The organism is Parvibaculum sp. (assembly GCF_049651025.1).
Classification (GTDB): domain Bacteria; phylum Pseudomonadota; class Alphaproteobacteria; order Parvibaculales; family Parvibaculaceae; genus Parvibaculum.
Genome location: NZ_JBASBH010000111.1, coordinates 1 through 24,410 on the forward strand (window position 1 = coordinate 1; position 24,410 = coordinate 24,410).

Sequence of the window (24,410 nt, forward strand, 5' to 3'; positions counted from 1 at the left end):
ATCTTCCTGGATCATGCGAGCGGCGAGCAGAAGCTTCGGTCCGACTTCGGTCGCGAGGCGCTTGGCCGTGAACAGGTTGGAAGGGCCGCCGCAGGTGACGGCGAAAACGCGTCCGTCACTTGGCATAACGACTGTAGTGGCAACAGCGTTTATCTCTGATTGCCAACCGCCGGTGGAGACACAAAATCCGTGCTCTTTCATCTCGGCGGCCGCTTTTTGTATTTTGTCGCGAATGGGTTTCCAGTCGTCGCCATATTTCTGGGCAAGACGTTCCATGATCTGCTGGCGCTCGCCGCTGGGAATTGAGGCCAGATAGGCCTTGCCCGATGATGTGGTTGCGAGGGGCACCCGCGAACCAATGTCGAGGCGCAGCGTAACCATGGAACGGTTGGTGCGCGCGCTCTCCACGTGGATCATATGCAGATTCTCGCGCGTGCTCATGGAGACGTAGGTATTGCATTCGTTTGCAAGCGTCTGCATGTGTGCGCGTGCCACGCGAATGAGGTCGACTTCAGAAAGGGCTGCAAAGCCGAGCGTGAGTACCGCTGTGCCGAGCCGGAATTGGCGACGATGGGGCGAGGTGTGCAGATATCCAAGCGTCGCGAGCGTTTGGGTCAGCCGGGTCACGGTCGGTTTAGGCAAGCCTGTGCGTTCGGCGATTTCGGAGTTGCCAAGCCACGTGTCGCCATTCCGGTAGGAGCTGAGAACGTTAAGGCCGCGCGCAAGCGCAGTCACAAAATTACGGTCGCTGCTGACTTTCTTCTTCGCCGGTTCGGCTGAAGCCTCGGCGGGAGGCGCTGAGGGCTCTTTCCGGGAGGGCATTTTAGTCTTCATGCTTTCGCCGATCACAAGACATACCGTAACGTTGTTTCGCATAGTGAAACGACGGGCATGTGATGTCAAATGAGTCGGGGAGGGCAAAAGCGGAAAGAAAGTACGCGTTTATCGGATGGGCTAGCTGAGGCCCAGTATCATTTTCGCCATGATATTGCGCTGGATTTCGTTGGTCCCGCCATAAATCGATGCGGCGCGTTCGTTCAGATACGTCGCCATGAAACGACGACCATTAGTGACGGCGACTGAGCCGTCCTTGTACTCGCCGGCAGCCGTAATGCAGAAAGCTGCGGCCTCGATCGCGAGTTCGGATATGCGCTGGGTGAGTTCGGTACTGGTGGTCTTCATCAGCGAGGCGCGGGGGCCAATACCTTCGCCTCTTCCGACCATCGCCATGATCCGGAATTCGGTCATCTCCACAGCGTCGAGTTCAGCCTCAAGTGCATTGAAGCGTTGGCGGAATATGCGGTCTTGAAAAAGAGATGCGCCGTCAGCGTCTCGCGCGTCCGTTGCAAAGCGCCGTAGTTTGTCGAGTGCATAGCGAAGGGCGGGCGCGCGAGCAGAACCGCCGCGTTCGAATTCGAGAAGGTACTTGGCTACCGTCCAGCCTTCGTTCTCACTGCCCAGTCGGTCAGTTTTCGGTACCGTTACGTCATCGAATATGACGGCGTTGAGAATATGTTCGCCCGACAGTTTTATGATGGGCTCTACCTGAACACCCTTCTGCCGCATGTCGACGAGCAGAAAGGTGATGCCAGTCTGCGGCTTTTGTGACTGGGCGGTGCGAACAAGGCAGAACATTCGATCTGCGTATTGAGCATGCGTCGTCCAGACTTTCGAGCCGTTCAATATGTATCGGTCGTTCTCGCTCTTTGCGCGCATCTGGAGCGAGGCGAGGTCCGATCCGGAATTGGGCTCTGAGTAGCCCTGACACCACCAGTCGGTGCCGTCGAGGATGCGTGGCAGGTAGAAATCCTTTTGCGCGGGCGTGCCAAATTTCATGATGGCGGGCCCGCACATGCGGATACCAAAGGGCGAAAGGAGCGGCGCGCCTGCAAGCGCGGACTCTCTTTCGAAGATGTAGGTCTGGGTCGTCGTCCAGCCGGTTCCGCCGTATTCGACCGGCCAGCGCGGTGCAGCCCAGCCTTGTCTATTGAGCGCGCGGAGCCAGGCCAGAGACGTGTCACGGTCAGGGTCGCCGCTTGTGCGGCGCTCGGTAGCGGCCTTCATTTCGGCAGTCAATTCGCGTGCGAGGAAGTCTTTCACTTCATCGCGAAATGCTTCGTCGTCTTTGCCGTAGGAAAGGTTCATCAGCCTGCATTCTCGTCGGTGATGACAAGGCGCAGGACGGCATTGCCGAGCGCCTTGCCTGTCTGGTCCAGTCGAAGAGTGCGCGTCGCGCCGCCGCCCAGACCGCCGCGCATGACGACGGATACGGCTTCTATATTGTCCATTGGATAGACTGTGATGGTACCCTTGGCCCAATCGCCGAAGAGTTCTTTGAGGGCGGCGGGTGTTACAGTCTTCAGTATCGTCTGATAGTCCGCAGGCGTTTTTGCGATTACCCCGACGTTGAAGACGTCTCCCTTGTCGCCGGAACGGACATAGGCAATGTCACGCAGATATCTTGTCATGGATCATACCTCCATAATCTCGATCGATTGACGTATCTCGGTACGTGGTACAAGGGTCGGCCACAAAGCGGTCAGCGGACGAGGTTTTAGTGGCGTACCGAATGACGTGCCGCCTGGACCCATGATCCAGAGATGCGAACATGCGCGGCGTACTTTTTCGGCATCGTCCCGCGTCTGCGTTTTAACCGCTACGCGAAGCCCTACTTCATTGAGCTCATGGTTCGGGGCAGGCGCCGCGGGGCCGTGCAGCATGTTGATGCCGACATAGTCGAACTGGATATCTTCAGCGACGAGACCCATGCGTGAAAAACGCTCGATCATTGTCTCTTTCGCCTTCTGGGCGCGCTCTAGCGCATAAGGCCACGGGAAGAAAAGAATGCCTTCGCCGAGCCAGCCGTCGTCATAGCCAATGATCGTCTTGAACGTATCGGGGCGAGGCTGGCCGCGCATGCCGGTCAAACGCACGCGATCATTGCCCTGATCTTCAATTTTCACTGATGTGAAGTCGGCAATACCGTCCGGCATCATGTAGCGTTTGGGATCGGCGATTTCGTATACGAGCTGTTCTTTGACCGTGAACGCATCCACGCGTCCGCCGCTGCCGGAGACCTTCGTAATGGTTGCAGTACCGTCATCGCAATATTCGATAATGGGAAAGCCCGCCTGGCCCATATGCGGCATGTCGGCAAAACGCGAAGACATTCCACCGGTGCAAGCGGCAGCGCATTCAACGACGTGACCGGCTGTAATGGCGCCGGCTACGAGGTCAGCGTGCCGGGCGTCATGCTCCCATCCGAATTCATGCATGATAGGGCCAACGTAAAGCGCATTGTCTGAAACGCGCCCGCAAATGACGACGTCTGCGCCCTTCTGCAGCGCTTCAACGATGCCACTGCAATCGGTGTAGGCATTTGCAGCGACGATACGATTGCGGATCGGTTTGAGGTTCGTCTCGCCGGTATCGAGATTGACGAGGTCAATGCCGGCTTCAATCAATGCATCGAGCTTTGGCATCAGATCGTCGCCTTCAACGAGCGCGATCTTGAGGCCCGTCAATCCTTGCGCCTTTGCGAGAGAGGCGAGAGCCAGTGCCGCCGCGCGAGGGTTGGCGCCGCCGCCATTGGTAATGAGGCGCGTGCCGTTAGCTTTCGCGACCTTCAGCAGAGAGCCTAGATAGGCCACAGCGTCTGGAACATAGCCCTTGGTCGGATCCTTGACCTTTTGACGCTGCAAAAGCGCCATGGTCAGTTCGGCGAGAAAATCGAAGCAGAGATAGTCGAGCTTGCCCTTCTCCAGCAATTCTTCGGCTGGATCGAGAGCATCTCCCCAAAAGCCCGAACCCGAGCCGAGCCTGATCGTTCTGGTCATGCGCTCCTCCTGTAGCCTGTCATTGTTGTCTTGCGGCGGCGAGTTGCTCGAGAATCTTGGAGAGCCGCGACTTGTGGCCTTCGGTTCGGAAGGCAAAACTTTGGAGATATGCCTCGTATTCAAGGCAGGCGTCGAAATCCATCGACGGGGCTCGCCGTAGAGAGAGCTTCGTGATGGTGCTGGCGCGGCGCGAGCCTTCACAGATTTTATTGGCCAGGGCGCGCGCATCATCGAGAAGCTTGTCTTCAGATGCGGAAATTTGTGAGAAGACGCCGAGCTTCAATCCTTGTTCAGCGTCAATGCTTGCGCCCGACAGCATCAGATGCGAAGCGCGCACCGGGCCAACAAGCCGATTTAGCAGATAGGTCGCTCCCATGTCGGCGCTTGAAAGGCCGATGCGACCAAAGAGAAAATCGTAGCGCGCGCTGGGCGCTGCAATGGCGATATCGCACGCCATCGCAACGCATGTGCCGCCGCCGACGGCGGGGCCGTTGACGGCGGCGATGACGGGGCGATCGAGGTGATAAATAGCCGAGATTACTTTGTTATACCCGCGGATCAGGGTGAATTCCTTTTCCTGATCGGTCTCGCCTGTGCTCATGATTTCGGCGAGGTCGCCGCCGCCGCAGAACACGCGTCCTGCACCTGTCAGGATCACACAATCCACAGAACGGTTGCGATTGATTTCGTTCAGGATATCCAGCATCGCATCGCTGAATTCGAGCCCGAGCGGATTGCGTCGTTTGGGTTGATTGAGGGTAATGAAGGCAAGGGAGCCTTCATAATGCAGCTTGATCTTTGGCTCGGACATGGGTCTATCTTGCGACTGGTTTGAGTTTCTGGCGGATGGATTCGGTCTTCTCTGCCTTGAGGCGCGCGGCAGCATCGTTGCGGAGCACGACGCGCCTGATTTTTCCCGAAGCAGTGAGTGGAAGATCCGTCACAAAGAAAATGCAGCGCGGCACCTTGAAAGGCGCGAGCCTTTGTTTGCAATGCTTGATGACGCTTTCCTCAGTGAGATCGCTCGGACCGTTCGTTTGCACGAAGGCGCATATTTTCTCGCCGCTGATCTCGTCGGGAACGCCAATGGCGGCGGTCAGAAGTACGTCATCGAGTTCATCGATGACATTCTCGATTTCCTTGGGATAGACATTGAAACCGTTGGTCACGATCATGTCTTTGGCGCGGTCGAGAATGTAGATGTTGCCCCGCTTGTCGACCTTGCCGATGTCGCCAGTGCGCAACCAGCCGCCGTTGATCGTTTCTTTGGTCGTTTCGATCTGGCGCCAATAGCCAAGCATCAAGGTATTGGCCTTGAAAAACAGCTCGCCGGGCTTTCCGGGAGCGACCGGTTTCCCTTTCGGATTGCGTGCTTCAACCTTGAATCCGTCGAGTGGTTTTCCACACGAGCCTTCGGGGTTCTGTTCGCCCGGGCGCTGAATGCTTGCGGTGGGCGAAATCTCGGTAAGCCCGTAGCTTTCGACGGTCTCGATGCCGTGCAGGTGACGCAGATCATGCTTCAACTGCAATGAGACCGGGCCGCCGCCGACGTCGATAAGGCGGAGGCTCTTCATGTTGTGATGTGCACTGATATCCGGCTCGAACAGGCGAGAGAACATGGTCGGCACACCGGCGAGGAATGTCACCTTGTAGCGTTCGATGAGGCGCGCCGCTTCCAGCGCTTCGAACTTGCGCAATATTATAGTTGTTGCACCGGCGAGGCCTGTTTGCAGGAACTCGACGCTGACACCAAAGCTTGCAAAACCGGGCAACATTGCAAGTAGTCGATCTTCGTGGCCAATCTGCAGAATTGCGCGGCATTTGGTGGCGTTGCGCAGGAGAGCCTGATGGCTGAGTACAATGCCCTTCGGCCGACCTGTCGTTCCCGACGTGTAGAGAATGAGCGCAGCGCTTGTACCTGAAGCGTTCGTCGCGATTGCCTCTTCGGATGCTTCTGCGAGCGCTTCTTCAAACGGCTCCCAACCCGGAAAGCTGCCTCGTGTCACCAGTTTTACGGCGATGGAGTTGTCAATCTGGGCCGAAGGCACTTTCTCGCAGAAGAGTGCTTCTGCGACGATGCCCGCGGGAGAGCAGTCGGCAATGAGGTCAGCGCATTCTCGCGGCGCGAGCTGCGTATTGACGGGCACTGCGATGGCATTCAGATAGGAGCAGGCGAGATAAAGCTCGTAGAGCTCGCGTCCGTTGCCAAGCAAGGCGACGACGCGATCGCCGGTGCGGATGCCACGATCACGCAACCAGTTGGCGAGCTTCAACGATCGTGAGATCGTCTCGCGATATTCGACGAAAACACCGTCTTCAAGAATGAGGTGAATGCCCGTCGGATATTTCTCCGCGGTTTTTTCGAATGCGTTGTGAATCAATTGCGCTGGAGGCATGTATCAGGCGAGTCCCATTGTGCGCGCGATCACCAGCTTCTGGATTTCATTGGTGCCCTCACCAATCCAGGCTTCCGGTGCGTCGCGGTAAAGTTCTGCGATTTTCATTTCGTTCATGTAGCCGGCGCCTCCATGCAGAAGCAGGCCGGACGTACAGGCGTCCATGGCTGCCTTGCTGGAGCTGAGCTTGGCCATAGAGGCTTCGCGTGCGCAGTCTTTGCCTGCCATCCGCAAACGTGCGGCGCGGTAAATCATCATGCGCGCCGCGTCGACCTGCGTTGCAAGTTCTGCGATACGGAATGCAACACCCTGGAACTTGCCTATCGGTTGGCCGAAGGCCTTGCGATCCTGCGCATACTGGACTGTAAGATCGACGGCGAGCTGGGCGAGACCGAGACCGCGATTGGCGACGAGAATACGCCCGTCGGTCAGCGTGGCCTTGAGCTGTGCCAGGCCACGTCCGAACTCGCCGAGAATGCTCGATTTGTGCACACGGACGTCATCGAGGGTGATGAAGGCGGTTGAGACAGAGTAGTTGCCGAGCTTGTCGAGTTCGCGTGCTTCAAAGCCCTTCGTGCTGGACCTGACGACGAACATCGTAATGCTATCGGAACTGCGTCCTGTACCAGTGCGCGCCGCGACGAGTACAAAATCAGCAATTGCTCCATTGGTGATATAGAGCTTGCTGCCTTTCAGCACATAGTCATCGCCGTCGGCTTTGGCCCAAGTCTTTATGCCGCGAATATCGCTGCCCGCGTCGGGCTCAGTGAGGCCGAAGGCACCGATTTTCTCGCCGCGCAGGCCGGGCAGGAGGAATTCTTCCTTCTGTTCAGCCGTCCCGAATTTGAAGATGGGTCCGCAGCCAAGATGCTGATGCGCAAAAAGCCCGGAAGAAAGGCCGGCGGATGCGCGCGTCAATTCCTCGTAGTAGATGCATGCGCTCAGCAGGTCGCCACCGCCACCGCCGACTTCTTCGGGGTAGTTGATGGCAAGGTAGCCAGCATCGCGCAAAATACCGAAGGCTTCGCGCGCGAAACGCTTTTCCTTTTCGGCCTTGGCCGCGATGTCGGAAAGCTTGTCGGTGACAAAACGGCGGAAGTGATGTTGAAGCTCGACATGTTCCGGCTCCAGCCAGAAATCTTGCCTTGGTTCATCCGGAAGATCGTTCATATGGACATCCTTTGTCCGCCATCAAGGCGATAGACTTCTCCTGTCGCGAAGGAGGCCTGGTCGGACGCTAGAAAGGCGACGAATTTGCCGACCTCTTCGGGCTCGGCCACCCGACGAAGGGGTATGCGAGAGAGAAGGCGTTTCTCCATCGCCGGGTCTTGAAGAACTGCAGCCGAGATTTCTGTGCGGACGTAGCCGGGGGCGACGATCAGCACACGAATGCGATCTCGCGCCCACTCGGCAGCGAGTGCGCGTGTCAGTCCTTCGAGGCCCGCCTTCGACGCCGAGTAAGCCGATGTCGAGGCGACGCCGACTGATGCGAACATCGAGCCCATGTTGACGATCGTTCCGCCACGCTTGCGCAGCCAGGGATAAGCGAGACGAGAAAGCGCATAGGCAGAGACGACATTTACATCAAGGACGTGCTGGAACGTTTCCGGTGGCGTGTCTGCTACCAACGTCTCCTGCATAATGCCGGCATTGTTGATGAGAACATCTATCGAGCCGTGGATGGAGGTCGCTTCGTCGACGTAGGTTGCCAAAGTCTTTTCACAGACAATATCGCCGACGTGAACGCTGGCGGTGCCGCCCTCATTGCGGATGATTTCGACGGTTTCATCCAGCGCCGCCCGATCGCGGCCGAAGCAGGCGACGCCATAGCCCTCGCGCGCGAGCGCAATAGCGACGGCGCGGCCGATATTTCGGCTCGCGCCTGTGACCAAGGCTCCTCTGGTGTCAGCCAGCGGCATGTCTGTCCCCTTCCGGCAGAATGAAGGCTCCTTTGTTGAGCCATTCACCGCCATCGATGGTGAGCACCTCGCCGTTGATGTAGTCGGCGGCGGGAGAGCAGAGAAATGCGCCGGCGCCGACGGTTTCCTCGATCGTTCCGAAGCGCCCGGCGGGAATGCGTGCAAGAAGATGGTCTTGCGCTTCCTTGGTGGGCCAGAGGACAGAACGCGATTGTTCGGTGTCGACAAATCCGGGGCAGAGGCAATTGACCTGGATATTGCGGGGGCCCCATTCGACGGCGAGTGTCTTGGTCATTGCGATGACGCCGGCTTTGGCGGCGGCCGAGTGAACTGTTCCGGGGCCGCCCATCCAGGCATAGCTTGCAACGACGCTCATAATTTTGCCCGAGCCCTGCTTCAGCATGCGTTTGCCGGCGGCAAGCGCGCAGTAGGCCGAGCCGTTGAGCACGATATTGATGACCGCGTTCCAGCCGTTAGGTGTCAGGTCTTCGGCACGCGCGATGAAATTGCCCGCAGCATTATTGATCATCACGTCTATGCGGCCCGTCTCATCCAGAACACGGTCCATGACGTCATCGACCATGCCGGGTTTGCGGATGTCGAGCTCCACCGGGATCGCCTTGCCGCCGTTGTCGCGAATTTTTTTGGCGGTTGCTTCGAGTCGATCCTGCTGGCGTGCCGCGAGGACGACAGTCGCTCCGCGTGCTGCAAAATGCGCCGCAAAAGAGCGACCGATGCCGGTCCCTCCGCCAGTGATAATGATTGTTTTGTCTTTGAATTCGTCGCCGATCATGGAGGCCTTCTCTTCAATTGGCGTGGCTTGAAAGTCAGCGCGCGCAGATGCCGCCATCGACGGGCAGCACAACGCCGGTAATGAGGCGTGCCGCGTCCGAGCAAAGGAAACTCGCCGCGTTGGCGATATCTTCCGGTTCGATGAGCTGGCGCATCGGGACGTTGCCTTTGAACATTTCGTAGGCGGCGTCCATGTTGATGTTGTGTGTCTTGGCTGCGACGGCGACGCTGGTACGCAGGAGCTGCGTGTTGACCGGGCCGGGCCCGACACCGTTCACGCGTATATTTTCGGTTGCGAGCTCAAGCGCCAGGCTGCTCAAAAGCCCTGCAATACCGTGCTTTGTTGCGCCATAGAGCGTGTAGTGCGGGCGAACCATCAGCGACTGGATCGAGGCCGTGAAGAGGATTGCGCCCTGTCGCCTTTTTGCGCTTTCGCGAAGTGCAGGCAGGGCCGCCTGTGTCATCCGAATAGGCCCGGCGATGTTGATGCTGAGCAGGCGCTCGATTGTCTGATCGTCGATATCGTCAAATTTGCCGCGCAACGGCGTGCCGGCATTGTTGAAAAGAATGTTCAGTTCACCCCAGGTTTCAACTGCGAGCCGAACCGCGTCGTCGTTGTGAGCGCGAATGCGATGGTCCGCATGAATGAAACGGCAGTTCTCACCGATCTCCTTGGCGACGCGATTGCCATCCTCGTCATTGATATCAGTAATGACGACACGGGCGCCCTCGGCGACGAAGCGTCTTGCCGTCGCAGCGCCGATGCCCGCTCCACCGCCTGTAATCAGTGCAATTTTCCCGCTCAGGGTGGTCATAGCTTCTGCTCGCTCATTTCAATAATTTCAATATGCGGAATTCACTTTCATAATGTTTGACACAGTTTGCGGCATGTCGTCAAATGGCTTTCAACGAGAACTGACGGAACGCAGCAAATGCCAAATGACAATCGCCACAGCCGTGGGTTAGCCGCTCGGCGACAGGTATTCGATCCTGCGTATCTGGATCGGATCGCTGTGGAGCAGGACGCCTTCGATGAACCCTTCCGCGATTTCACGATCGGGACTGTGTGGGGCGGAACCTGGTCGGGCGAAACGCTGTCGAAGCATCAACTCATTCTTGTGACGCTTGCCGTTCTTGCTGCGCAGGGGCGCGATGAAGAGTTTGAGATGCATCTGCGCAATGCCGTAGAGCGTGTGCGCGTTACCCCGACTGAGCTACGAGAACTGTTGATGCACCTTACATTTTACTGCGGTGCCCCGACGGGCGCGGCGTGCTTCCGCATTGCCAAGAAGTGTTTGAAGGAGCTTGGAATCACGGCGGATAATCTGAGCGTTTCAGATGGGCGGTAGCGATATGTTGCCTTCTGGTCGAATGCTACGCGCTGTTGGCTTCATCGGTCTTGGTGCGATGGGCGCGCCGATGGCGCATCGTTTTCTCGGTGCAGTTGATGCGCTTTATGTGTGCGACCTGCGTTCCGAACTGACCGAGCCCTTTCGGCGTAGCGGTGCCCATGTCTGCGCAACACCCGCGGAAGTTGCCTCGAATGCGGATGTTGTTTTCGCCAGCCTGTCATCTTCAGCAGCAAGCGAAGCCGTAGCTTTGGGCGCTGACGGCATCGTTCATGGCGCGAAAATCCAGACATATGTCGAGACGTCGACCATCGGCATGGCGTCGATACGCAGGATCGCGGATGGTCTGGCGCAAAAATCTATCGACATGTTGGATTGCCCGGTGAGCGGCGGTCCGGCGGGTGCGGCGCTGGGCAAACTATCGGGGATGTTGTCTGGCAAGGACGATGTTGTGGCGCACGCGAGCGGCTGTCTCGCGATCATGGTCGATCGACTCTTCAGGGTTGGCGGCAGTGTCGGTCAGGCGCAGGTCATGAAACTCGTCAACAATTTGATCGGCGCAACCAACGTCGCCATTGCATGCGAAGCGGTCGTTATGGGCATGAAGGCGGGTCTCGATCCGTCGATGATGATCAGCGTGATCAATGCCAGCACCGGCCGCAACAGCGCTACAGAAGACAAGTTTCCGAAGGCCATTCTACCGCGCACATTCGATTACGGTGCACATCTGAGCATTGTCGCGAAAGATGTTGCGCTTGGCATGGAAGCGGCGCGCGAGATCGGCATGCCGATGTCTGTGGCGGCCAGCGTCAAAGCTTTGTGGGCCGACGCGGAACGTGCGGGTCGCGGCACGCAAGATTTCACAAGTCTCTTTCTCTATCTGGAAGAGCTCGCCGGTCTGGGAAGCCGGTCGGCGGGCGAGGAGTAACAGATTGCACTTTCAGGATTCGCCGCAAGAGGCCGCATTCCGCACCGAAGCGCGTAGTTGGTTGGAGAAAAATGCGCCGCCACGCCGCGATATGGGCGGCAGCGACGCAGCGAAGATCAAGGATCTTCAAAGGGCGCTGCGTGAAGGCCGCGAGTGGATGGCGAAAAAAGCATCGGCGGGCTGGGCGTGCCTTCATTGGGCGCCCGAATATGGCGGTCGTGGCGCGTCCCCTATCGAGCGCATAATATGGACGCAGGAAGAAGCCAGGTTCGTCGATGCCGACGCGATTTTTACGATCGGGCAGAATACCTGCGCGCCGGTTCTGATGCAGCATATGAGCGAAGAGCAGAGACGTCGCTTTCTGCCGAAGATCGCCAATGGCGACGAAATCTGGTGCCAACTTTTTAGTGAGCCGGGAGCGGGTTCGGACCTCGCCGGCTTGCGTACGAGATCGGTGCGCGATGGCGACGACTGGATCGTCAACGGGCAGAAGGTTTGGACGTCGGGCGCGCATTACAGCGATTACGCGATTCTGCTCACGCGTAGCGACCCGACTGTGCCCAAGCATAAGGGGCTTACTTTTTTCTTCGTCGATATGAGATCGCCCGGCATCGAAATTCGGCCCATCCGCCAGATGTCCGGAACATCGAACTTCAATGAAGTGTTTCTCACCGATGTGCGCATACCGGATGCTCAACGGCTCGGCGAAGTCGGCAAAGGCTGGTCGGTCGCGATGACGACGTTGACCAACGAGCGCTTTGAAGCGGGCGAAGCGCGGGGCGTCGACTTCGATGACCTTTTCAATTTTGTTGCGTCGCTTGGCACAGATGACGATGCGCCCATCAAGAACAACGCGGTGCGGGCAAAGCTCGCTGAGTGGTATTGCGAAAGCCGAGGCACGCAGTATTTCGCCTATCGAATGCTGTCGAAGCTGTCCGCAGGCGAGAAACTGGGCGCGGAAGTGTCGGTCATCACGGCAACGCGACCCAAGCGTACGCAGGATATTGCGAGCTTTGCCATGGACCTCATGGAGCAGGGCGGCATCCTCGACGAGCCCGCCATGCTTGCGGACAAAGAGCGGTTTCTCGAATCCTATTTCTGGGCACCCGGTAGTCGCATCGCGGGCGGAACGGATGAAATCCTCCGCAATATTATCGCAGAGCAGGTGTTGGGTATGCCCGCAGATATTCGCGTGGACAAGACCGCGCCCTTCAACGAATTGAAGAACGGCAAGAAATAAGACGACGCCAGCCGGAGAAATGAGAATGGAAGAAGCCGGAATTGAGTATGAAGTGATGGACGGCGTAGCGAAGATCACGCTCAATCGTCCCGCCCGTCGTAACGCACTGTCGGTTGCCGGCTGCAATCGTCTTTTTGAGCTGTGGGATGAGGTGGACACCGACCCGCGTGTGAAGACCGTCATACTGACGGCCGCGCCTTGCGGCACGTTTTGTGCCGGTATGGATCTTAAAGAGGCTGCCGATATCAAACAGGCGCAGGGTGTCGATGTGTTGACCCTGATTCGTGATCCCTTTCATCAGCGCATGCGAAGCGTCACCAAACCCATCATCGCCGCGATGACCGGCCACTTTTCTGCCGGCGGGATGATGCTGAGTTTGAATTCGGATATTCGAATTGGCCTTGCGAATACGCGTGGCGGAATCACCGAGGCGAAAGTCGGGCGCGGATCGCCTTGGGCTGTCCCGCTTCTCTGGATGATGCCGCAACCCATGCTGATGGAGATGGTGCTGACGGGTGAAACCGTTGAGATCGACCGGCTTCAGGCGGTCGGCTTTGTCAATTATGTCGAGGCGGATGTGGACGCAGTCATAGCGAGAGCTGAAAAGCTCGCGACAACCATCCGCGACAATGCGCCGCTTTCGGTTATGGCCGCGAAGAAAAGCATGATGACGGCTGTCAGTCTGGGATGCGATGCGGGTGTTGCTGAGGCTGCAAGCATTCACCGCTCTGTGTATGAGAGCGACGATGCACAGGAAGGCATGCTTGCGTTCAAGGAAGGGCGGAAGCCTCGATGGAGCGGTAGGTGAAATATACCCGTACCTTGCGATAAATCGCGGATGAGCCTATCAAATGCACTCTGCGCGGGCGAATGGAGTCGGAATGAGCAAGACCGGAGATCAGGAGGGTGTTGTTTCTCTAAGCCGCGGCCTTCATATTCTGCGGGCTTTCGGCGAGGCGGAAGGAGCGCTCGGCATTCAGCAAATAGCCGAAGCGACAGCACTGCCCAAGGCCACAGTTTCCCGCCTGGTCTATACTTTAATGCGCGAGGAATATTTGATCCGCGCAGAGAGCGAACAGCGCTATCAGCTTGGATACAAGGTTTTCGGTATCGGGCGCGCGCTGTTGAGCAGCCTTGACGTTTGTGCGGTCGCTCGCCCCATCATGGCACGTTTGGCTGATACGCATGATGCGACCATAGATTTGGCGGTACGAGAGCGCGACTCTGCGCTGCTGATCGAGAGCGTGGCCAGCCCGCGTGCAGCTCAGATTCAGTTGCCCATCGGATCCAAGGTACCGCTTGCCACATCGTCCATGGGACGAACCTATTTTGCCTTCCTGCAACCCGATGAGCTGAAGAACGAGTTGCAGGAGCTGAAGCAAAGCCTGCCGGACGGGGCACAAATTGTAAAAAGTATCCGTGACGGTCTTAATGAGGCGCGTAAGGACGGTTTCAGTGTTTTTGTGGATGAGTGGCGCACGGGTGTCGTGTCGGTCAGTGTTCCATTGCAGCTCGCACCGAAAGACACTCTCCTTTTGCTAAATTGCAGCGTGCCGGCCAGGCGTGTGACGCGGGGCGTGCTGTTGGATGTCATCGGTCCCGCCCTTGTTGCAGCCTCGAACGAAATATTGATCGAGCTTCGCCGCCGGAAAAAGACATTTCAGGGCGACTGATACCGGGCCGGTTCCAGAAACTTCATTTCCCTTCTTCTGCGATGATCCACGCACCGTACCGGTGCGCGGTTATCGACGCGTTTTTCATTTTGCAAAGCTCCGCATCAACAAGCACTCTGAGCGGCCTTTTGCCGTCGGGTGGTCTTGTTTTCATCCCAATAATTTCGCTAAGCGGAATTTCATTTCAAAAACTTGACGACGCTTATTTCGATCTGTAGAGAAGAAGGAGAGGCAGCAATTTGCCTCGTCAGCAATTGGCGAATTGCTCATGGGGGAGTGATCTTGCAAATGCAATTCGTATCGCTCGGATTGGGGACGACACAGCTCTCGCGCATTTTTCTCGGCACGAGCTTCTGGGGTGCGGCAACCGGTGAAGCAGAGGCGCGGCATCTGCTCGAAATTGGCGAAGCGGCCGGTGTCAACGTGCTCGATACCGGCAATAATTACGTCGACGGTGAGGCTGAGCGCATGATCGGCAATTTGCTCGGATCGGCGCGAGAACGCTGGATTGTCGCTACGAAAGCGGGACAGCGGGTTGACGCGTCAGGCCGTTCCGAAGGTACCAGCGAGCGCGTCTTGAGGGAGGCGCTTGAGGAGAGTCTGAGGCGCTTGCGCTCCGACTATGTCGATATTCTTTACCTGCACATAGACGATCCCGATACACCGCTTGAGGACACAGTCACCGGGCTTGGGCGCCTTCTGGAAGCCGGAAAAATTCGGGGCTACGGCCTCAGCAATTTTCGCGGTTGGCGGATCGCAGAGCTTATTCGGGAGGCGGACAGGCTCGGCGTCGCGCGCCCGGTTATCGCGCAGCCCTATTACAATGCGCTCAACCGCATGCCGGAAATCGAAGTGCTTCCAGCCTGCCAGTTTTATGGCGTCGGCGTAGCTGCTTACAGCACGCTTGCGCGCGGCGTTCTGACGGGGAAATACGTGAAAGGCGCTGCGCCCGATCCCGACAGCCGGGCGGCGCGTCATGCGGCAGCCGGCAAGGCGATGCGTCTCTATCAGACGGAATGGCGCGACGAATCTCTGGAGATCGCCCAAAAGGTGAAAGAGCATGCCGCGGCGCGCGGGATGACAGCTTCGCAATATGCGTATCTTTGGGTCTTGGCGAACAAGGCCGTTTCGGCCGTAGTTTCGGGTCCGCGCAATGCCGAACAATGGATCGATTGTCTTGATAGCCTGAAGCATCAGTGGACTGAGCAAGACGAGGCGCTGATCGACGGGTTGGTTGCAGCGGGTCATCCCTCGACGCCAGGCTACACCGATCCGCTCTATCCGGTGATGGGGCGTCAGCCACAATTTTAAACGCGTAACAAAAATATCTCGGCAGGTTCGCGCGCCGAAGGTGCGTTCTCAAGCGGGGAGCAGCAAGTGAGGCAGGAAATGACCCAGACGATGGCGATGTCCATTGACGAACAAAAAAAGGAAGCCGCTGAGCGAGGGGGCTTGCTTGCCTTTCAAGCCTCTCTGGCTCCCGCACGTTTGGCTATTGAATCGGAGCATGGTCGCCGTAGCTTTGGCGAGCTGGCAGAAAACTGCAACCGGATAGTGCGGGCATTGCGGGCGCGTGGAATCAAACCCGGCGATGGCGTCGCGATCTTCTGCTCCAATCGCCCGGAGTTCGTCGAGGTCTTGCATGCCAGCCTTCAGGCGGGCTTCAGGTTCACGCCGGTCAACTGGCACCTGACGCCGGACGAGGCTTGTTACATCATCGACGATTGCGAAGCGCGGGCCGTCTTCATTGAAGCCAGGTTCGTCGATGTCGCAAAGGAAGCGCTGAAGAATCGCCCAGACATTCTGGCATATGTCGCAATCGACGGAGTTCTCGACGGCTACGAGGACTATGAAACGGTGATTGTCGAACAAGATGGCGCGCCGCTCGAAGATACGTCTCGCGGTCAGGTGATGCTTTACACGTCTGGTACCACCGGCCGTCCGAAAGGCGTCTATCGGCGGGAACGGCCGCCGCCGTCCATGACCGAAGAGATGACGAAGCGCTCTGCTGCGTTCAAGCCCGAAAGCGATCTCGTGCTCGTCACCGGCCCGCTTTATCATTCGGCGCCGATGAATCTTAATCTCACGATCCCCCTGCTTTCGGGCGTTGGCGTTGTGCTGATGACAAAGTGGGATGCCGAGGAAACTCTGCGTCTGGTCGCAAGACACGGCATCACCCATACGCATATGGTGCCGACGATGTTCCATCGGCTGCTCCAACTGCCGGAGCCGGTGAGAGAGAGTTACGACCTGTCGACGTTGCGCTGGATCCTGCATGGTGCCGCGCCATGCCCCGCACATGCCAAGCAGGCCATGATCGAATGGTTGGGGCCGTGCCTCTATGAGTATTACGCGGGCACTGAAGGCGGCGGCACATTTATCTATCCCGAAGAATGGCTGAAGAAGCCCGGAAGTGTCGGTCGCGCAACCGAAGGGACGGTCGTCAGGCTCGTTGACGAAAACGGCGATGAGGTGCCTCAGGGTGAAACGGGGACGATCTATTTCAAAGCCCCGGCGACTGGTCGTTTTTCCTATTTCAAAGCCGAAGAGAAGACCGCTGAAAGCTATCGCGGCGATTTCTTCACTATGGGCGACATGGGTTACGTCGATGAGGACGGCTACTATTTTCTGACGGGGCGCAGCGCCGAGCTGATCATTTCCGGTGGCGTAAATATCTATCCGCAGGAAACGGATTCGGTGTTGTTGCAGCACCCGGCTGTTGCCGAGGTCTGCACGATCGGCATTCCGAATGAAGAATGGGGCGAAGAGGTCAAGTCTGTCGTCAACCTCAACAGCGGATATGCCGCAACCGAAGAGACGGCGGCTGCAATTCTCGGCTTCGCCCGCGCCAATCTGCCCACCTACAAATGTCCTCGTTCCATTGATTTTGCCTCGGACGCCTTGCCGCGTTTGCCCACGGGGAAGATTCTCCGGCGGCAGGTTCGCGAACCTTACTGGGAGGGGCGGGCAAAAAAAATCTGATCAAGCTTTATGTTTTGGGCTGTCGTGTTTTGAAAGATAGGGGAAGCAGTTGTGAGAAAATTGTGCGAAGGCCGCGTCGTGATTGTGACCGGAGCCGGGCGCGGTATCGGACGAGGCGAGGCGATCGAGTTTGCCAGACAAGGCGCGAAGGTCGTTGTGAACGATCTGGGCACGCAGTCGGATGGCGAGGGTAACTCCATCGGTCCGGCTCAGGACGTCGTCAATGAGATTTTGGCATTGGGCGGCCAAGCGATCGCCAATGGCGATGACGTATCCGAATGGGATGGCGCCAAACGTATTATAGACGCAGCGATAGGTACTTTTGGCGGGCTCGACGTTCTCGTCAACAATGCCGGCATCTTGCGCGACCGCATGCTGGTCAATATGACGCTGGAGGAGTGGGACGCCGTTATCAAGGTGCACCTGCGCGGTACATTCTGCACATCGCGCATCGCCGCCTCCTACTGGCGCGCGCGTTCGAAAGATGGCCATGCAAACAACGCTGCCATCATCAACACGACATCCGTATCCGGCCTTTTTGGAACAAATGGTCAGACGAATTACGCCGCGGCTAAAGCCGGTATTGCATCTCTCACCATCAATGCCGCAAACGAGCTTGCGCGCTATGGCGTTACCGTAAATGCCATTTCGCCAGGCGCTCGCACGCGCATGACCGAAAATCTCGCGAGCACCCAGGCATCCGCCCCTCCGCCTGATGCGGCTTTCGATCCGCGCGACCCAGATAACGTAGCGCCTATCGTTGTCTGGCTCGGTAGCACCGAGGCGCAGCATGTGACGGGCCGGGTCTTTGAATCAAACCGCGGCCAGCTCTGTCTTTATGAAAACTGGCGGCGTGGTCCGCGCGTGAAGCAGGACACGCGCTTCGACCCGGCAGCGTTGCGGCCGGTTGTCGACGATCTGATTGCAGGCGCCGCAGCGCCTGAATCGCTTCTGCCAGTTGAATAACCTAGTGTCGGAGAGCACAAATGATTAGTACACGTTTTACCGAAACCTTCGGCATTGAGCACCCGATCGTTCAGGGTGGCATGCAGTGGATCGGCCGGGCCGAACTTGTTTCTGCGGTTGCAAATGCGGGAGCGCTCGGCTTTTTGACCGGCCTCACTCAGCCGACACCCGAAGCGTTGTTGACAGAAATTGCGCGTTGCCGCGAGATGACGGACAAGCCTTTTGGCGTGAACCTGACTTTCCTGCCGGCGCTTGTTCCGCCGCCCTATGATGAATATCGTCAGGCCATTATCGAGTCCGGCGTCAAGATCGTTGAGACGGCAGGTAACAATCCTGACAGGCACATTGCCGAGTTCAACAGACACGGCATCAAAGTCATTCACAAATGCACCTCCATTCGGCATGCGAAAAAAGCGGAATCGCTTGGTGCCGCCGCCATTTCGATCGACGGCTTTGAATGCGCCGGGCATCCGGGAGAGGAAGATATCCCGGGTCTAATTTTGATTCCGACCACGGCGGATGTGATCAAGATTCCGATGATTGCATCGGGCGGATTTGGCGATGCGCGCGGCCTCGTTGCAGCGCTGGCGTTGGGCGCTGATGGAATCAACATGGGCACGCGTTTTATGGCGACGGTCGAAGCGCCTATCCATCCGAAGATAAAGCAGCAGATCGTTGCCAATGATGAGAAGGCGACTCAGCTCATTTTCCGCACTCTCAGGAACACGAATCGCGTTGCGAAAAATTCCGTCAGTGAGGAAGTGGTTGCGATCGAAAAAGCAGGAAATGCGACCATTCATGATCTGAAGCACCTTGTTTCAGGCCAGCGCGGAAGAGTCGTCTATCAAGAGGGGAATATCGAGCACGGTATCTGGACAGCAGGCATGGTGCAGGGCCTCATCCATGATGTGCCGACAGTCCAGGAACTGGTGCACCGCATCGTGTCGGAAGCTGAAGGCCTTATCCACCAACGCCTTGGACAGCTCACCCGTGTGAAAGAAAAAGTCTGATCGACTGTGTAATGGGCTCATTTCAGTCGTCTGCTGACTTTAATTCACGGGGCGATATGAGCGCCAATATCAGTAATCGCAGTTGACGATTTGAAGGGGGATGACTGGTCATCCCCCTTTCTTTTTTGATTGGCGTCACGCTTGAGCACGGCCATATCGTGCGTGCCCCGCATATTTTCGAAATAGATATTTTGTGTCGTAAATTCCACTATGCAGAACATCATTTCATATTGTTGACATTCCGCTTTCAATGAAAATAGAATGCATGGCATCGGATGGTGGGACATGCACGGCCCACCCCGACGTCTGGAAGGGTGGGGGTGGCACCAAGGTGCCGCGATCCAATTTTTGAATGTCTGCAAAGCGCAGGATCGGGAAACCGATGCCTGTGGACGGAGCGGATTTGCGCTGCATTAGGGTTACGACCTTGTCGTCCGAATGCTGCGGTTCTGAGGAATTTGTACCTGGCATTGGGGAGAAGCAGGGTGAAGTATCGAAACAGTAAGTTCTGTCGACTGATGAAGTTGAGTGCGGTTTTTCTGGCGTCGACTTTCGTCTCGACCGCGGGGCTTCGGGCCGCTGAGCCCGCGGCAGACGGCACGCCGCAATCTGAAGAAAAAGTGCTTGAGGCCGAGGGAGAAGCTCCTGCCGAGGGGGGCGCAGCCAGCGGCGCCAAGAAGGCCTCAAGGGGCGGAATCGAAGAAATCATCGTGTCCGCGCAGCGGCGTGAACAGAGCCTGCAAGAGGTGCCGGTTACTGTCAGTGCCGTTTCGGGCGACATGCTCAAGTCTGCCGGCGTGACGGATCTTTTCGCGCTCGGCCAATACACGCCGAACGTCTATTTCGTTCCTAACGGCGACGCGCGTACTTCCCGTGTGTCCATTCGTGGCGTCACTTCGCGCCAGGACAATATCGGCCAGCAGTCGTCCGTCGGCATGTTCGTCGACGGCATTTTCATGGCGCGTACCGGCATGGCCACCAATGATCTTCTCGACATTGAGCGTCTTGAAGTTCTGCGTGGTCCGCAAGGTACGCTCTTTGGAATGAATACCGCCGCTGGCCTTATCAACATCGTCACGCGGAAGCCGGATATGCAGGGCTACCATACGTATGGAGAGGCCACGACCGGCAATTACGGTTTGATGGATTTCCGCGGGAGCGTGACGGGTCCGATCGTCGAAGACAAGGTTGCTTTCAGTCTGTCGGCGTTTCGTACGACGCGTGATGGCTACGGTGAGAACACATTCCGCAATGTCGACATCGATAATCAGAACAAGTGGGGCGCGCGCGCCAAGCTCTTGCTGAAGCCGGCCGATAATCTCGAAATCAGCGTTATCGCGGATCATAACCGCGAAGATTCCAAATGCTGCAATGGCTATGCTTATGCGACGGTTCCGGGGACTTCTTTCTCGACCACCTATGGCCAAGTCCTGCCGCCGCCTCATGTGAACACGGCCAATACTGAGAACTACAACAAGGTGTGGGGCAACGGTCTATCGATCGAAGCCAATCTTGACTGGGCCGGCCACACATGGACCTCGGTGTCGGGAATGCGCACATGGAAGGTGATGGCGCAGAGCGATCTGGACTCCACCAGCCTCGCTATCGTCGATATCACCTATGATCAGGCCCACCACCAGTACAGTCAGGAATTGCGTGTTTCCTCGCCGACCGGTCAGCGGTTTGAATATGTGGGCGGTCTGTTCTTCTTCAAATGGCAGGCAAATGAAGTTGGACCCTATATCTATGGCGCCGACGTCGTAGGAGCCAACGCCAACAAGTCGCAGACGCGCCTGGCCTCGATGGAGGACACGTCTCATGCCGTATTCGGTCAGCTCACCTATCATGTGACCGATCAGCTCGGCCTTACGGGTGGTCTGCGTTATACGCGTGAAAAGATGGTTGGCGGTATCGCCCAGATATCGACTGTTCCGGCCTGGGGCTCTTTTCCGATGCAGTATCGCGAGCGTAAGGAAAAGCAGCTCACCTGGACGGCCATCGCCAACTACCAGTGGAACGACGACATCATGACCTACGCGTCGGTATCGCGCGGCTTCAAGCCGGGTGGTTTCGACAATGGCCGCTTCCCGAATGCTGCCGCGCTCGACACGCGTTATGAATTCGAGGAAGAAACATCGATCAACTATGAAGTCGGTGCGAAAACCGCATGGTTCGACAACCGGCTTCACCTCAACGTTGCACTCTTCCGCAACATCTTCAGCGACTTCCAGGCGTCGACCTTCAACGGGGCTTCGCTTGTGACCTCCAATGCCAAGCAGTTCACCAGCGAAGGCGTGGAAATCGAATCCAAGGCAACGCCGTTCGAGAATTTCGATTTGACGGCAAACCTTGGCTACAACCACACGCGTTATGACGACTTCGAGAATGGCAATTGCCCCTTCGGCAAGACCAATCCTTGCAGTCTGACGGGACGCCGCCTGCACTATGCGCCGGTCTGGAACTTCGATGCATCGGCTCAATACACGATGCCGATCAAGGACACGCCGCTGTCGGTCTTTGTACGTGGCGAATATAACTGGCGCTCGATGGTTTACTTCGAGCAGAGCCTCGAGCCCAATTCGGTGCAGGGTGCTTATGGTCTCGTGAACGGCCGTATCGGCCTGCGCAATGAGGAGCAGGGCTGGACGGTTGAGCTTTGGGGCAAGAACCTGCTCGACAAGGCCTACGGTGTGTCTGCTTATGCCGCACCGTCCATGACGGGTACCTGGATTGGTTACTACGGCGAGCCGCGTACGCTCGGTGTGCGGACCAGCATCAGCTTCTAAGCTGCAGGCATCCAGTTAGCGCAAGCGACGGCGAAGAGGCTGATTTGCCCTTCGCCGTCGTCCGCTATCTGGCTTTCCACGTGTTTGTAAAAGTGGGTTTGAGAGAAGAGGGCATTGTGGTGGACGAATTGAACCTGCGTCTTCTCGCTGATTATATGCAGACGAATGTCGATGATTTCAGCCCGAAGTTGAGTGGCTGCGGCATCGAGGCTAGCCGCCTTTCCGGGGGGCAGTCGAACCCGACTTTCCTCATCCAATCTGCCGATCGTCGCTATGTTCTGCGCAAGAAGCCCTCGGGCAAGCTTTTGCCCTCGGCTCATCAGGTGGAACGTGAGTATCGTGTGATGAAGGCATTGGAGGGAACCGATGTTCCTGTGCCCCATATGTATGCCCTATGTGAGGACGACTCCGTAATCGGGACGCCGTTCTTCATCATGGAGTTTCTCGATGGCCGCATTTTCTCCGATCCGGCTGTGCCGGGCGTATCGGTGGATGAGCGTGGCAAGCTTTTCGATGCGATGAATGCGGGCCTCGCTGCATTGCATCAGGTTGATTATGAAGCCTGCCGTCTTGGCGACTATGGTCCGCCGTCCGGCTTCTATGAGCGTCAGATCCGCCGCTGGACAAAGCAGTATCGAGGTTCGGAAACGGACAGGATCGAGGCGATGGAGAACCTTATCGCGTGGCTTCCTGAAAATATTCCGCAGGACGGCACGGTGACAATCGCTCACGGCGATTATCGCATCCAGAATATTGTCTTTCACAAGGACAAGCCGGAGCTGATTGGTGTGCTTGATTGGGAGCTCAGTACACTTGGGCATCCAATGGCGGATCTTGCGCATAATTGCGGCATGTACCGGCCCGCACATCCACATGACGGCAGCCTTTTCGGCATGGATATTCAGGCGCTCGGCATTCCGAGTGAGCAAGAATACATCTCGGCCTATTGCAGACGCACCGGGCGCGACGGGATCGCCGATTGGCGCTTCTACATTGTCTACGCGATGTTCAAAGGCGCTTGCATCATGCAGGGCGTTTACAAGCGCGGGCTTGATGGCAATGCGGCCGCTGAAGTTGCACTCACTTATGGCGCCATGTGCCGGACACGGACTGAAGATGCATGGCGCCTGATCGAAGGGAAATAGGCTTGTATCGTGGAGCTGAAAGAAATTTGTAGTCAAAAACGGAAAGCGGGAAGAGGTCGATGGATTTTGAGCACAATGACAAGACAAAAGAGCTGATCGATCGGCTGAAAACATTCATGGATGCGAATGTGTATCCAAACGCTCATCTTTATGATCAGCAGGTCGCAGAAGCCGGCGCCGATCGCTGGAAGAAAATCCCACCCATCATCGAACAACTGAAAATCAAAGCGCGCGAGGCGGGCCTCTGGAACCTGTTCCTGCCCGACAGCGATCACGGCGCTGGCCTCACCAATTTGGAGTATGCGCCGCTTGCCGAGATCATGGGCCGCATTCCTTTTGCCAGCGAGATATTCAATTGCTCGGCGCCTGATACGGGCAACATGGAAGTGATCGACCGGTTCGGCACGGAGGAGCACAAGAGGCAGTGGCTGACCCCGCTCCTCAACGGTGAAATCCGTTCGTCCTTCCTGATGACAGAGCCGGATATTTCGTCCTCCGACGCCACCAATATTCGTACGAGCATCGTCCGCGACGGTGACGATTATGTCATCAACGGTCGCAAATGGTGGTCGTCGGGCATGGGTGATCCGCGCACCAAGATCTGCATTCTTATGGGCAAGACCGACCCGGATGCCGAGCCTTATCGTCAGCAGTCGATGATCCTCGTGCCGACCGATTCGCCTGGGCTCACGGTCGTGCGCATGTTGCCTGTGTTCGGGTTTGACGATGCGCCTCACGGGCATGCTGAATTGCGGCTCGAAAATGTGCGAGTGCCGGCAAGTAATCTTCTGCTTGGCGAAGGGCGTGGCTTTGAGATCTCGCAGGCACGACTTGGGCCGGGTCGCATTCACCATTGCATGCGCGCAATCGGCGTCGCGGAATATGGGCTTGAGCAGATGTGCAAGCGCCTGCTGTCGCGCGAAGCCTTCGGGAAGAAGCTTTCCGAGCAGTCTGTCTGGGAGGAGCGTATCGCTCATGCGCGCATCGATATCGAGATGGCGCGCCTGTTGACGCTCAAGGCCGCATACATGATGGACACGGTCGGCAATAAGGTGGCGCGCGCGGAAATCTCGATGATCAAGGTTGCCGTGCCGCGCATGGCTCTCAAGATCATCGATGACGCGATCCAGGCCTTTGGAGGCGCCGGTGTGACGACGGATGCGGGGCTTGCCAAGCGCTACAAGGGGTTGCGTTCGCTGCGCATCGCGGACGGTCCTGACGAGGTCCACAACCGCACCATTGCGCGTTTGGAGTTCAGAAAACATCGCCTGTAGTTGAGTACCAGCTGGCGAGTAGCAGTAAGTAGTTGAGTGCGTAAATGAATCTTGCGGAAACTCTTTTCAGGGAGTTTCCGCAAGATTTTTTATGGCCGATTGTTAAGGCGGGGC

Annotated in this window: 22 protein-coding genes; 12 read left to right on the forward strand and 10 right to left on the reverse strand. The window is 57.3% G+C overall.

The features are described 5' to 3' along the window. The 10 genes from WA943_RS14765 to WA943_RS14810 all read right to left on the reverse strand — a co-directional run. Positions 1-849 (reverse strand): IclR family transcriptional regulator (locus WA943_RS14765; protein ID WP_424470656.1); only part of this gene is annotated, 849 nt, incomplete at its 3' end. Positions 850-954: 105 nt separating this feature from the next. Next, the gene (locus tag WA943_RS14770) at positions 955-2,145 is read right to left on the reverse strand and encodes an acyl-CoA dehydrogenase family protein (protein WP_424470657.1); all 1,191 of its coding nucleotides are present in this window, start codon (positions 2,143-2,145) and stop codon (positions 955-957) included. Then, a complete protein-coding gene (locus WA943_RS14775) occupies positions 2,145-2,468 on the reverse strand; it encodes an AtuA-related protein (RefSeq protein WP_424470658.1) in 324 nt (107 codons plus the stop codon). The genes WA943_RS14770 and WA943_RS14775 overlap by 1 nt, the downstream gene beginning before the upstream one ends. Before the next feature lie 3 nt (positions 2,469-2,471). Further along, entirely contained in the window at positions 2,472-3,836 is a 1,365-nt protein-coding gene (locus tag WA943_RS14780) for an acyclic terpene utilization AtuA family protein (RefSeq protein ID WP_424470659.1), read from the reverse strand. Between the two features lie 19 nt (positions 3,837-3,855). Then, the gene (locus WA943_RS14785) at positions 3,856-4,722 is read right to left on the reverse strand and encodes an enoyl-CoA hydratase/isomerase family protein (RefSeq protein WP_424470660.1); all 867 of its coding nucleotides are present in this window, start codon (positions 4,720-4,722) and stop codon (positions 3,856-3,858) included. After that, a complete protein-coding gene (locus tag WA943_RS14790; RefSeq protein WP_424470661.1) occupies positions 4,652-6,217 on the reverse strand; it encodes a class I adenylate-forming enzyme family protein in 1,566 nt (521 codons plus the stop codon). Before WA943_RS14790 ends, WA943_RS14785 begins: the two co-directional genes overlap by 71 nt. Before the next feature lie 18 nt (positions 6,218-6,235). Next, the gene (locus WA943_RS14795; protein ID WP_424470662.1) at positions 6,236-7,402 is read right to left on the reverse strand and encodes an acyl-CoA dehydrogenase family protein; all 1,167 of its coding nucleotides are present in this window, start codon (positions 7,400-7,402) and stop codon (positions 6,236-6,238) included. Beyond that, positions 7,399-8,151, reverse strand: coding sequence for an SDR family NAD(P)-dependent oxidoreductase (locus WA943_RS14800; protein WP_424470663.1), 753 nt, complete (start codon positions 8,149-8,151; stop codon positions 7,399-7,401). Before WA943_RS14800 ends, WA943_RS14795 begins: the two co-directional genes overlap by 4 nt. Beyond that, positions 8,138-8,944 carry an SDR family oxidoreductase gene (locus WA943_RS14805; RefSeq protein WP_424470664.1) on the reverse strand — a complete coding sequence of 269 codons (807 nt, stop codon included), beginning with the start codon at positions 8,942-8,944 and terminating at the stop codon, positions 8,138-8,140. Before WA943_RS14805 ends, WA943_RS14800 begins: the two co-directional genes overlap by 14 nt. A 34-nt stretch (positions 8,945-8,978) precedes the next feature. Continuing rightward, complete coding sequence (locus WA943_RS14810; RefSeq protein WP_424470665.1) at positions 8,979-9,758, reverse strand: SDR family NAD(P)-dependent oxidoreductase; 780 nt, start codon at positions 9,756-9,758, stop codon at positions 8,979-8,981. Positions 9,759-9,875: 117 nt separating this feature from the next. Here WA943_RS14810 and WA943_RS14815 point away from each other — a divergent pair, with 117 nt between their 5' ends. From WA943_RS14815 to WA943_RS14870, 12 genes are all read left to right on the forward strand, one after another. After that, a complete protein-coding gene (locus WA943_RS14815) occupies positions 9,876-10,292 on the forward strand; it encodes a carboxymuconolactone decarboxylase family protein (RefSeq protein ID WP_424470666.1) in 417 nt (138 codons plus the stop codon). 22 nt (positions 10,293-10,314) lie between these two features. Beyond that, positions 10,315-11,220 (forward strand): NAD(P)-dependent oxidoreductase, encoded by a 906-nt coding sequence (locus WA943_RS14820; RefSeq protein WP_424470667.1) that lies wholly within the window; start codon positions 10,315-10,317, stop codon positions 11,218-11,220. A gap of 4 nt (positions 11,221-11,224) precedes the next feature. Next, complete coding sequence (locus tag WA943_RS14825) at positions 11,225-12,460, forward strand: acyl-CoA dehydrogenase family protein (protein ID WP_424470668.1); 1,236 nt, start codon at positions 11,225-11,227, stop codon at positions 12,458-12,460. Positions 12,461-12,485: 25 nt separating this feature from the next. Then, complete coding sequence (locus WA943_RS14830; protein WP_424470669.1) at positions 12,486-13,268, forward strand: enoyl-CoA hydratase/isomerase family protein; 783 nt, start codon at positions 12,486-12,488, stop codon at positions 13,266-13,268. A 73-nt stretch (positions 13,269-13,341) separates the two neighbouring features. Further along, positions 13,342-14,133 (forward strand): IclR family transcriptional regulator, encoded by a 792-nt coding sequence (locus WA943_RS14835; protein WP_424470670.1) that lies wholly within the window; start codon positions 13,342-13,344, stop codon positions 14,131-14,133. A gap of 288 nt (positions 14,134-14,421) precedes the next feature. Further along, complete coding sequence (locus WA943_RS14840; RefSeq protein ID WP_424470671.1) at positions 14,422-15,444, forward strand: aldo/keto reductase; 1,023 nt, start codon at positions 14,422-14,424, stop codon at positions 15,442-15,444. Positions 15,445-15,540: 96 nt separating this feature from the next. Next, on the forward strand, positions 15,541-17,115 hold the full coding sequence (locus tag WA943_RS14845; protein WP_424470692.1) for an AMP-binding protein: 1,575 nt from the start codon (positions 15,541-15,543) through the stop codon (positions 17,113-17,115). A 51-nt stretch (positions 17,116-17,166) separates the two neighbouring features. Continuing rightward, positions 17,167-18,081: an SDR family oxidoreductase gene (locus tag WA943_RS14850; protein ID WP_424470672.1), complete on the forward strand. Its 915-nt coding sequence runs from the start codon at positions 17,167-17,169 to the stop codon at positions 18,079-18,081. 20 nt (positions 18,082-18,101) lie between these two features. Continuing rightward, positions 18,102-19,091, forward strand: coding sequence for an NAD(P)H-dependent flavin oxidoreductase (locus WA943_RS14855; RefSeq protein WP_424470673.1), 990 nt, complete (start codon positions 18,102-18,104; stop codon positions 19,089-19,091). A gap of 518 nt (positions 19,092-19,609) precedes the next feature. After that, a complete protein-coding gene (locus tag WA943_RS14860) occupies positions 19,610-21,877 on the forward strand; it encodes a TonB-dependent receptor (protein ID WP_424470674.1) in 2,268 nt (755 codons plus the stop codon). Positions 21,878-21,921: 44 nt separating this feature from the next. Further along, the gene (locus tag WA943_RS14865) at positions 21,922-23,022 is read left to right on the forward strand and encodes a phosphotransferase family protein (RefSeq protein ID WP_424470675.1); all 1,101 of its coding nucleotides are present in this window, start codon (positions 21,922-21,924) and stop codon (positions 23,020-23,022) included. A 59-nt stretch (positions 23,023-23,081) separates the two neighbouring features. Continuing rightward, the gene (locus WA943_RS14870) at positions 23,082-24,296 is read left to right on the forward strand and encodes an acyl-CoA dehydrogenase family protein (RefSeq protein ID WP_424470676.1); all 1,215 of its coding nucleotides are present in this window, start codon (positions 23,082-23,084) and stop codon (positions 24,294-24,296) included. The last annotated feature ends 114 nt before the right edge of the window (positions 24,297-24,410 follow it).

Excerpts from the sequence above, each read along its gene's own strand:
- WA943_RS14770 (WP_424470657.1), bottom strand. The coding sequence starts at position 2,145 with ATGAACCTTTCCTACGGCAAAGACGACGAAGCATTTCGCGATGAAGTG.
- WA943_RS14775 (WP_424470658.1), bottom strand. The coding sequence starts at position 2,468 with ATGACAAGATATCTGCGTGACATTGCCTATGTCCGTTCCGGCGACAAG.
- WA943_RS14780 (WP_424470659.1), bottom strand. The coding sequence starts at position 3,836 with ATGACCAGAACGATCAGGCTCGGCTCGGGTTCGGGCTTTTGGGGAGAT.
- WA943_RS14785 (WP_424470660.1), bottom strand. The coding sequence starts at position 4,722 with ATGCTGCCGCGCGCCTCAAGGCAGAGAAGACCGAATCCATCCGCCAGA.
- WA943_RS14795 (WP_424470662.1), bottom strand. The coding sequence starts at position 7,402 with ATGAACGATCTTCCGGATGAACCAAGGCAAGATTTCTGGCTGGAGCCG.
- WA943_RS14800 (WP_424470663.1), bottom strand. The coding sequence starts at position 8,151 with ATGCCGCTGGCTGACACCAGAGGAGCCTTGGTCACAGGCGCGAGCCGA.
- WA943_RS14805 (WP_424470664.1), bottom strand. The coding sequence starts at position 8,944 with ATGATCGGCGACGAATTCAAAGACAAAACAATCATTATCACTGGCGGA.
- WA943_RS14810 (WP_424470665.1), bottom strand. The coding sequence starts at position 9,758 with ATGACCACCCTGAGCGGGAAAATTGCACTGATTACAGGCGGTGGAGCG.
- WA943_RS14815 (WP_424470666.1), top strand. The coding sequence starts at position 9,876 with ATGCCAAATGACAATCGCCACAGCCGTGGGTTAGCCGCTCGGCGACAG.
- WA943_RS14820 (WP_424470667.1), top strand. The coding sequence starts at position 10,315 with ATGCTACGCGCTGTTGGCTTCATCGGTCTTGGTGCGATGGGCGCGCCG.
- WA943_RS14830 (WP_424470669.1), top strand. The coding sequence starts at position 12,486 with ATGGAAGAAGCCGGAATTGAGTATGAAGTGATGGACGGCGTAGCGAAG.
- WA943_RS14835 (WP_424470670.1), top strand. The coding sequence starts at position 13,342 with ATGAGCAAGACCGGAGATCAGGAGGGTGTTGTTTCTCTAAGCCGCGGC.
- WA943_RS14840 (WP_424470671.1), top strand. The coding sequence starts at position 14,422 with ATGCAATTCGTATCGCTCGGATTGGGGACGACACAGCTCTCGCGCATT.
- WA943_RS14845 (WP_424470692.1), top strand. The coding sequence starts at position 15,541 with ATGTCCATTGACGAACAAAAAAAGGAAGCCGCTGAGCGAGGGGGCTTG.
- WA943_RS14855 (WP_424470673.1), top strand. The coding sequence starts at position 18,102 with ATGATTAGTACACGTTTTACCGAAACCTTCGGCATTGAGCACCCGATC.
- WA943_RS14860 (WP_424470674.1), top strand. The coding sequence starts at position 19,610 with ATGAAGTTGAGTGCGGTTTTTCTGGCGTCGACTTTCGTCTCGACCGCG.
- WA943_RS14870 (WP_424470676.1), top strand. The coding sequence starts at position 23,082 with ATGGATTTTGAGCACAATGACAAGACAAAAGAGCTGATCGATCGGCTG.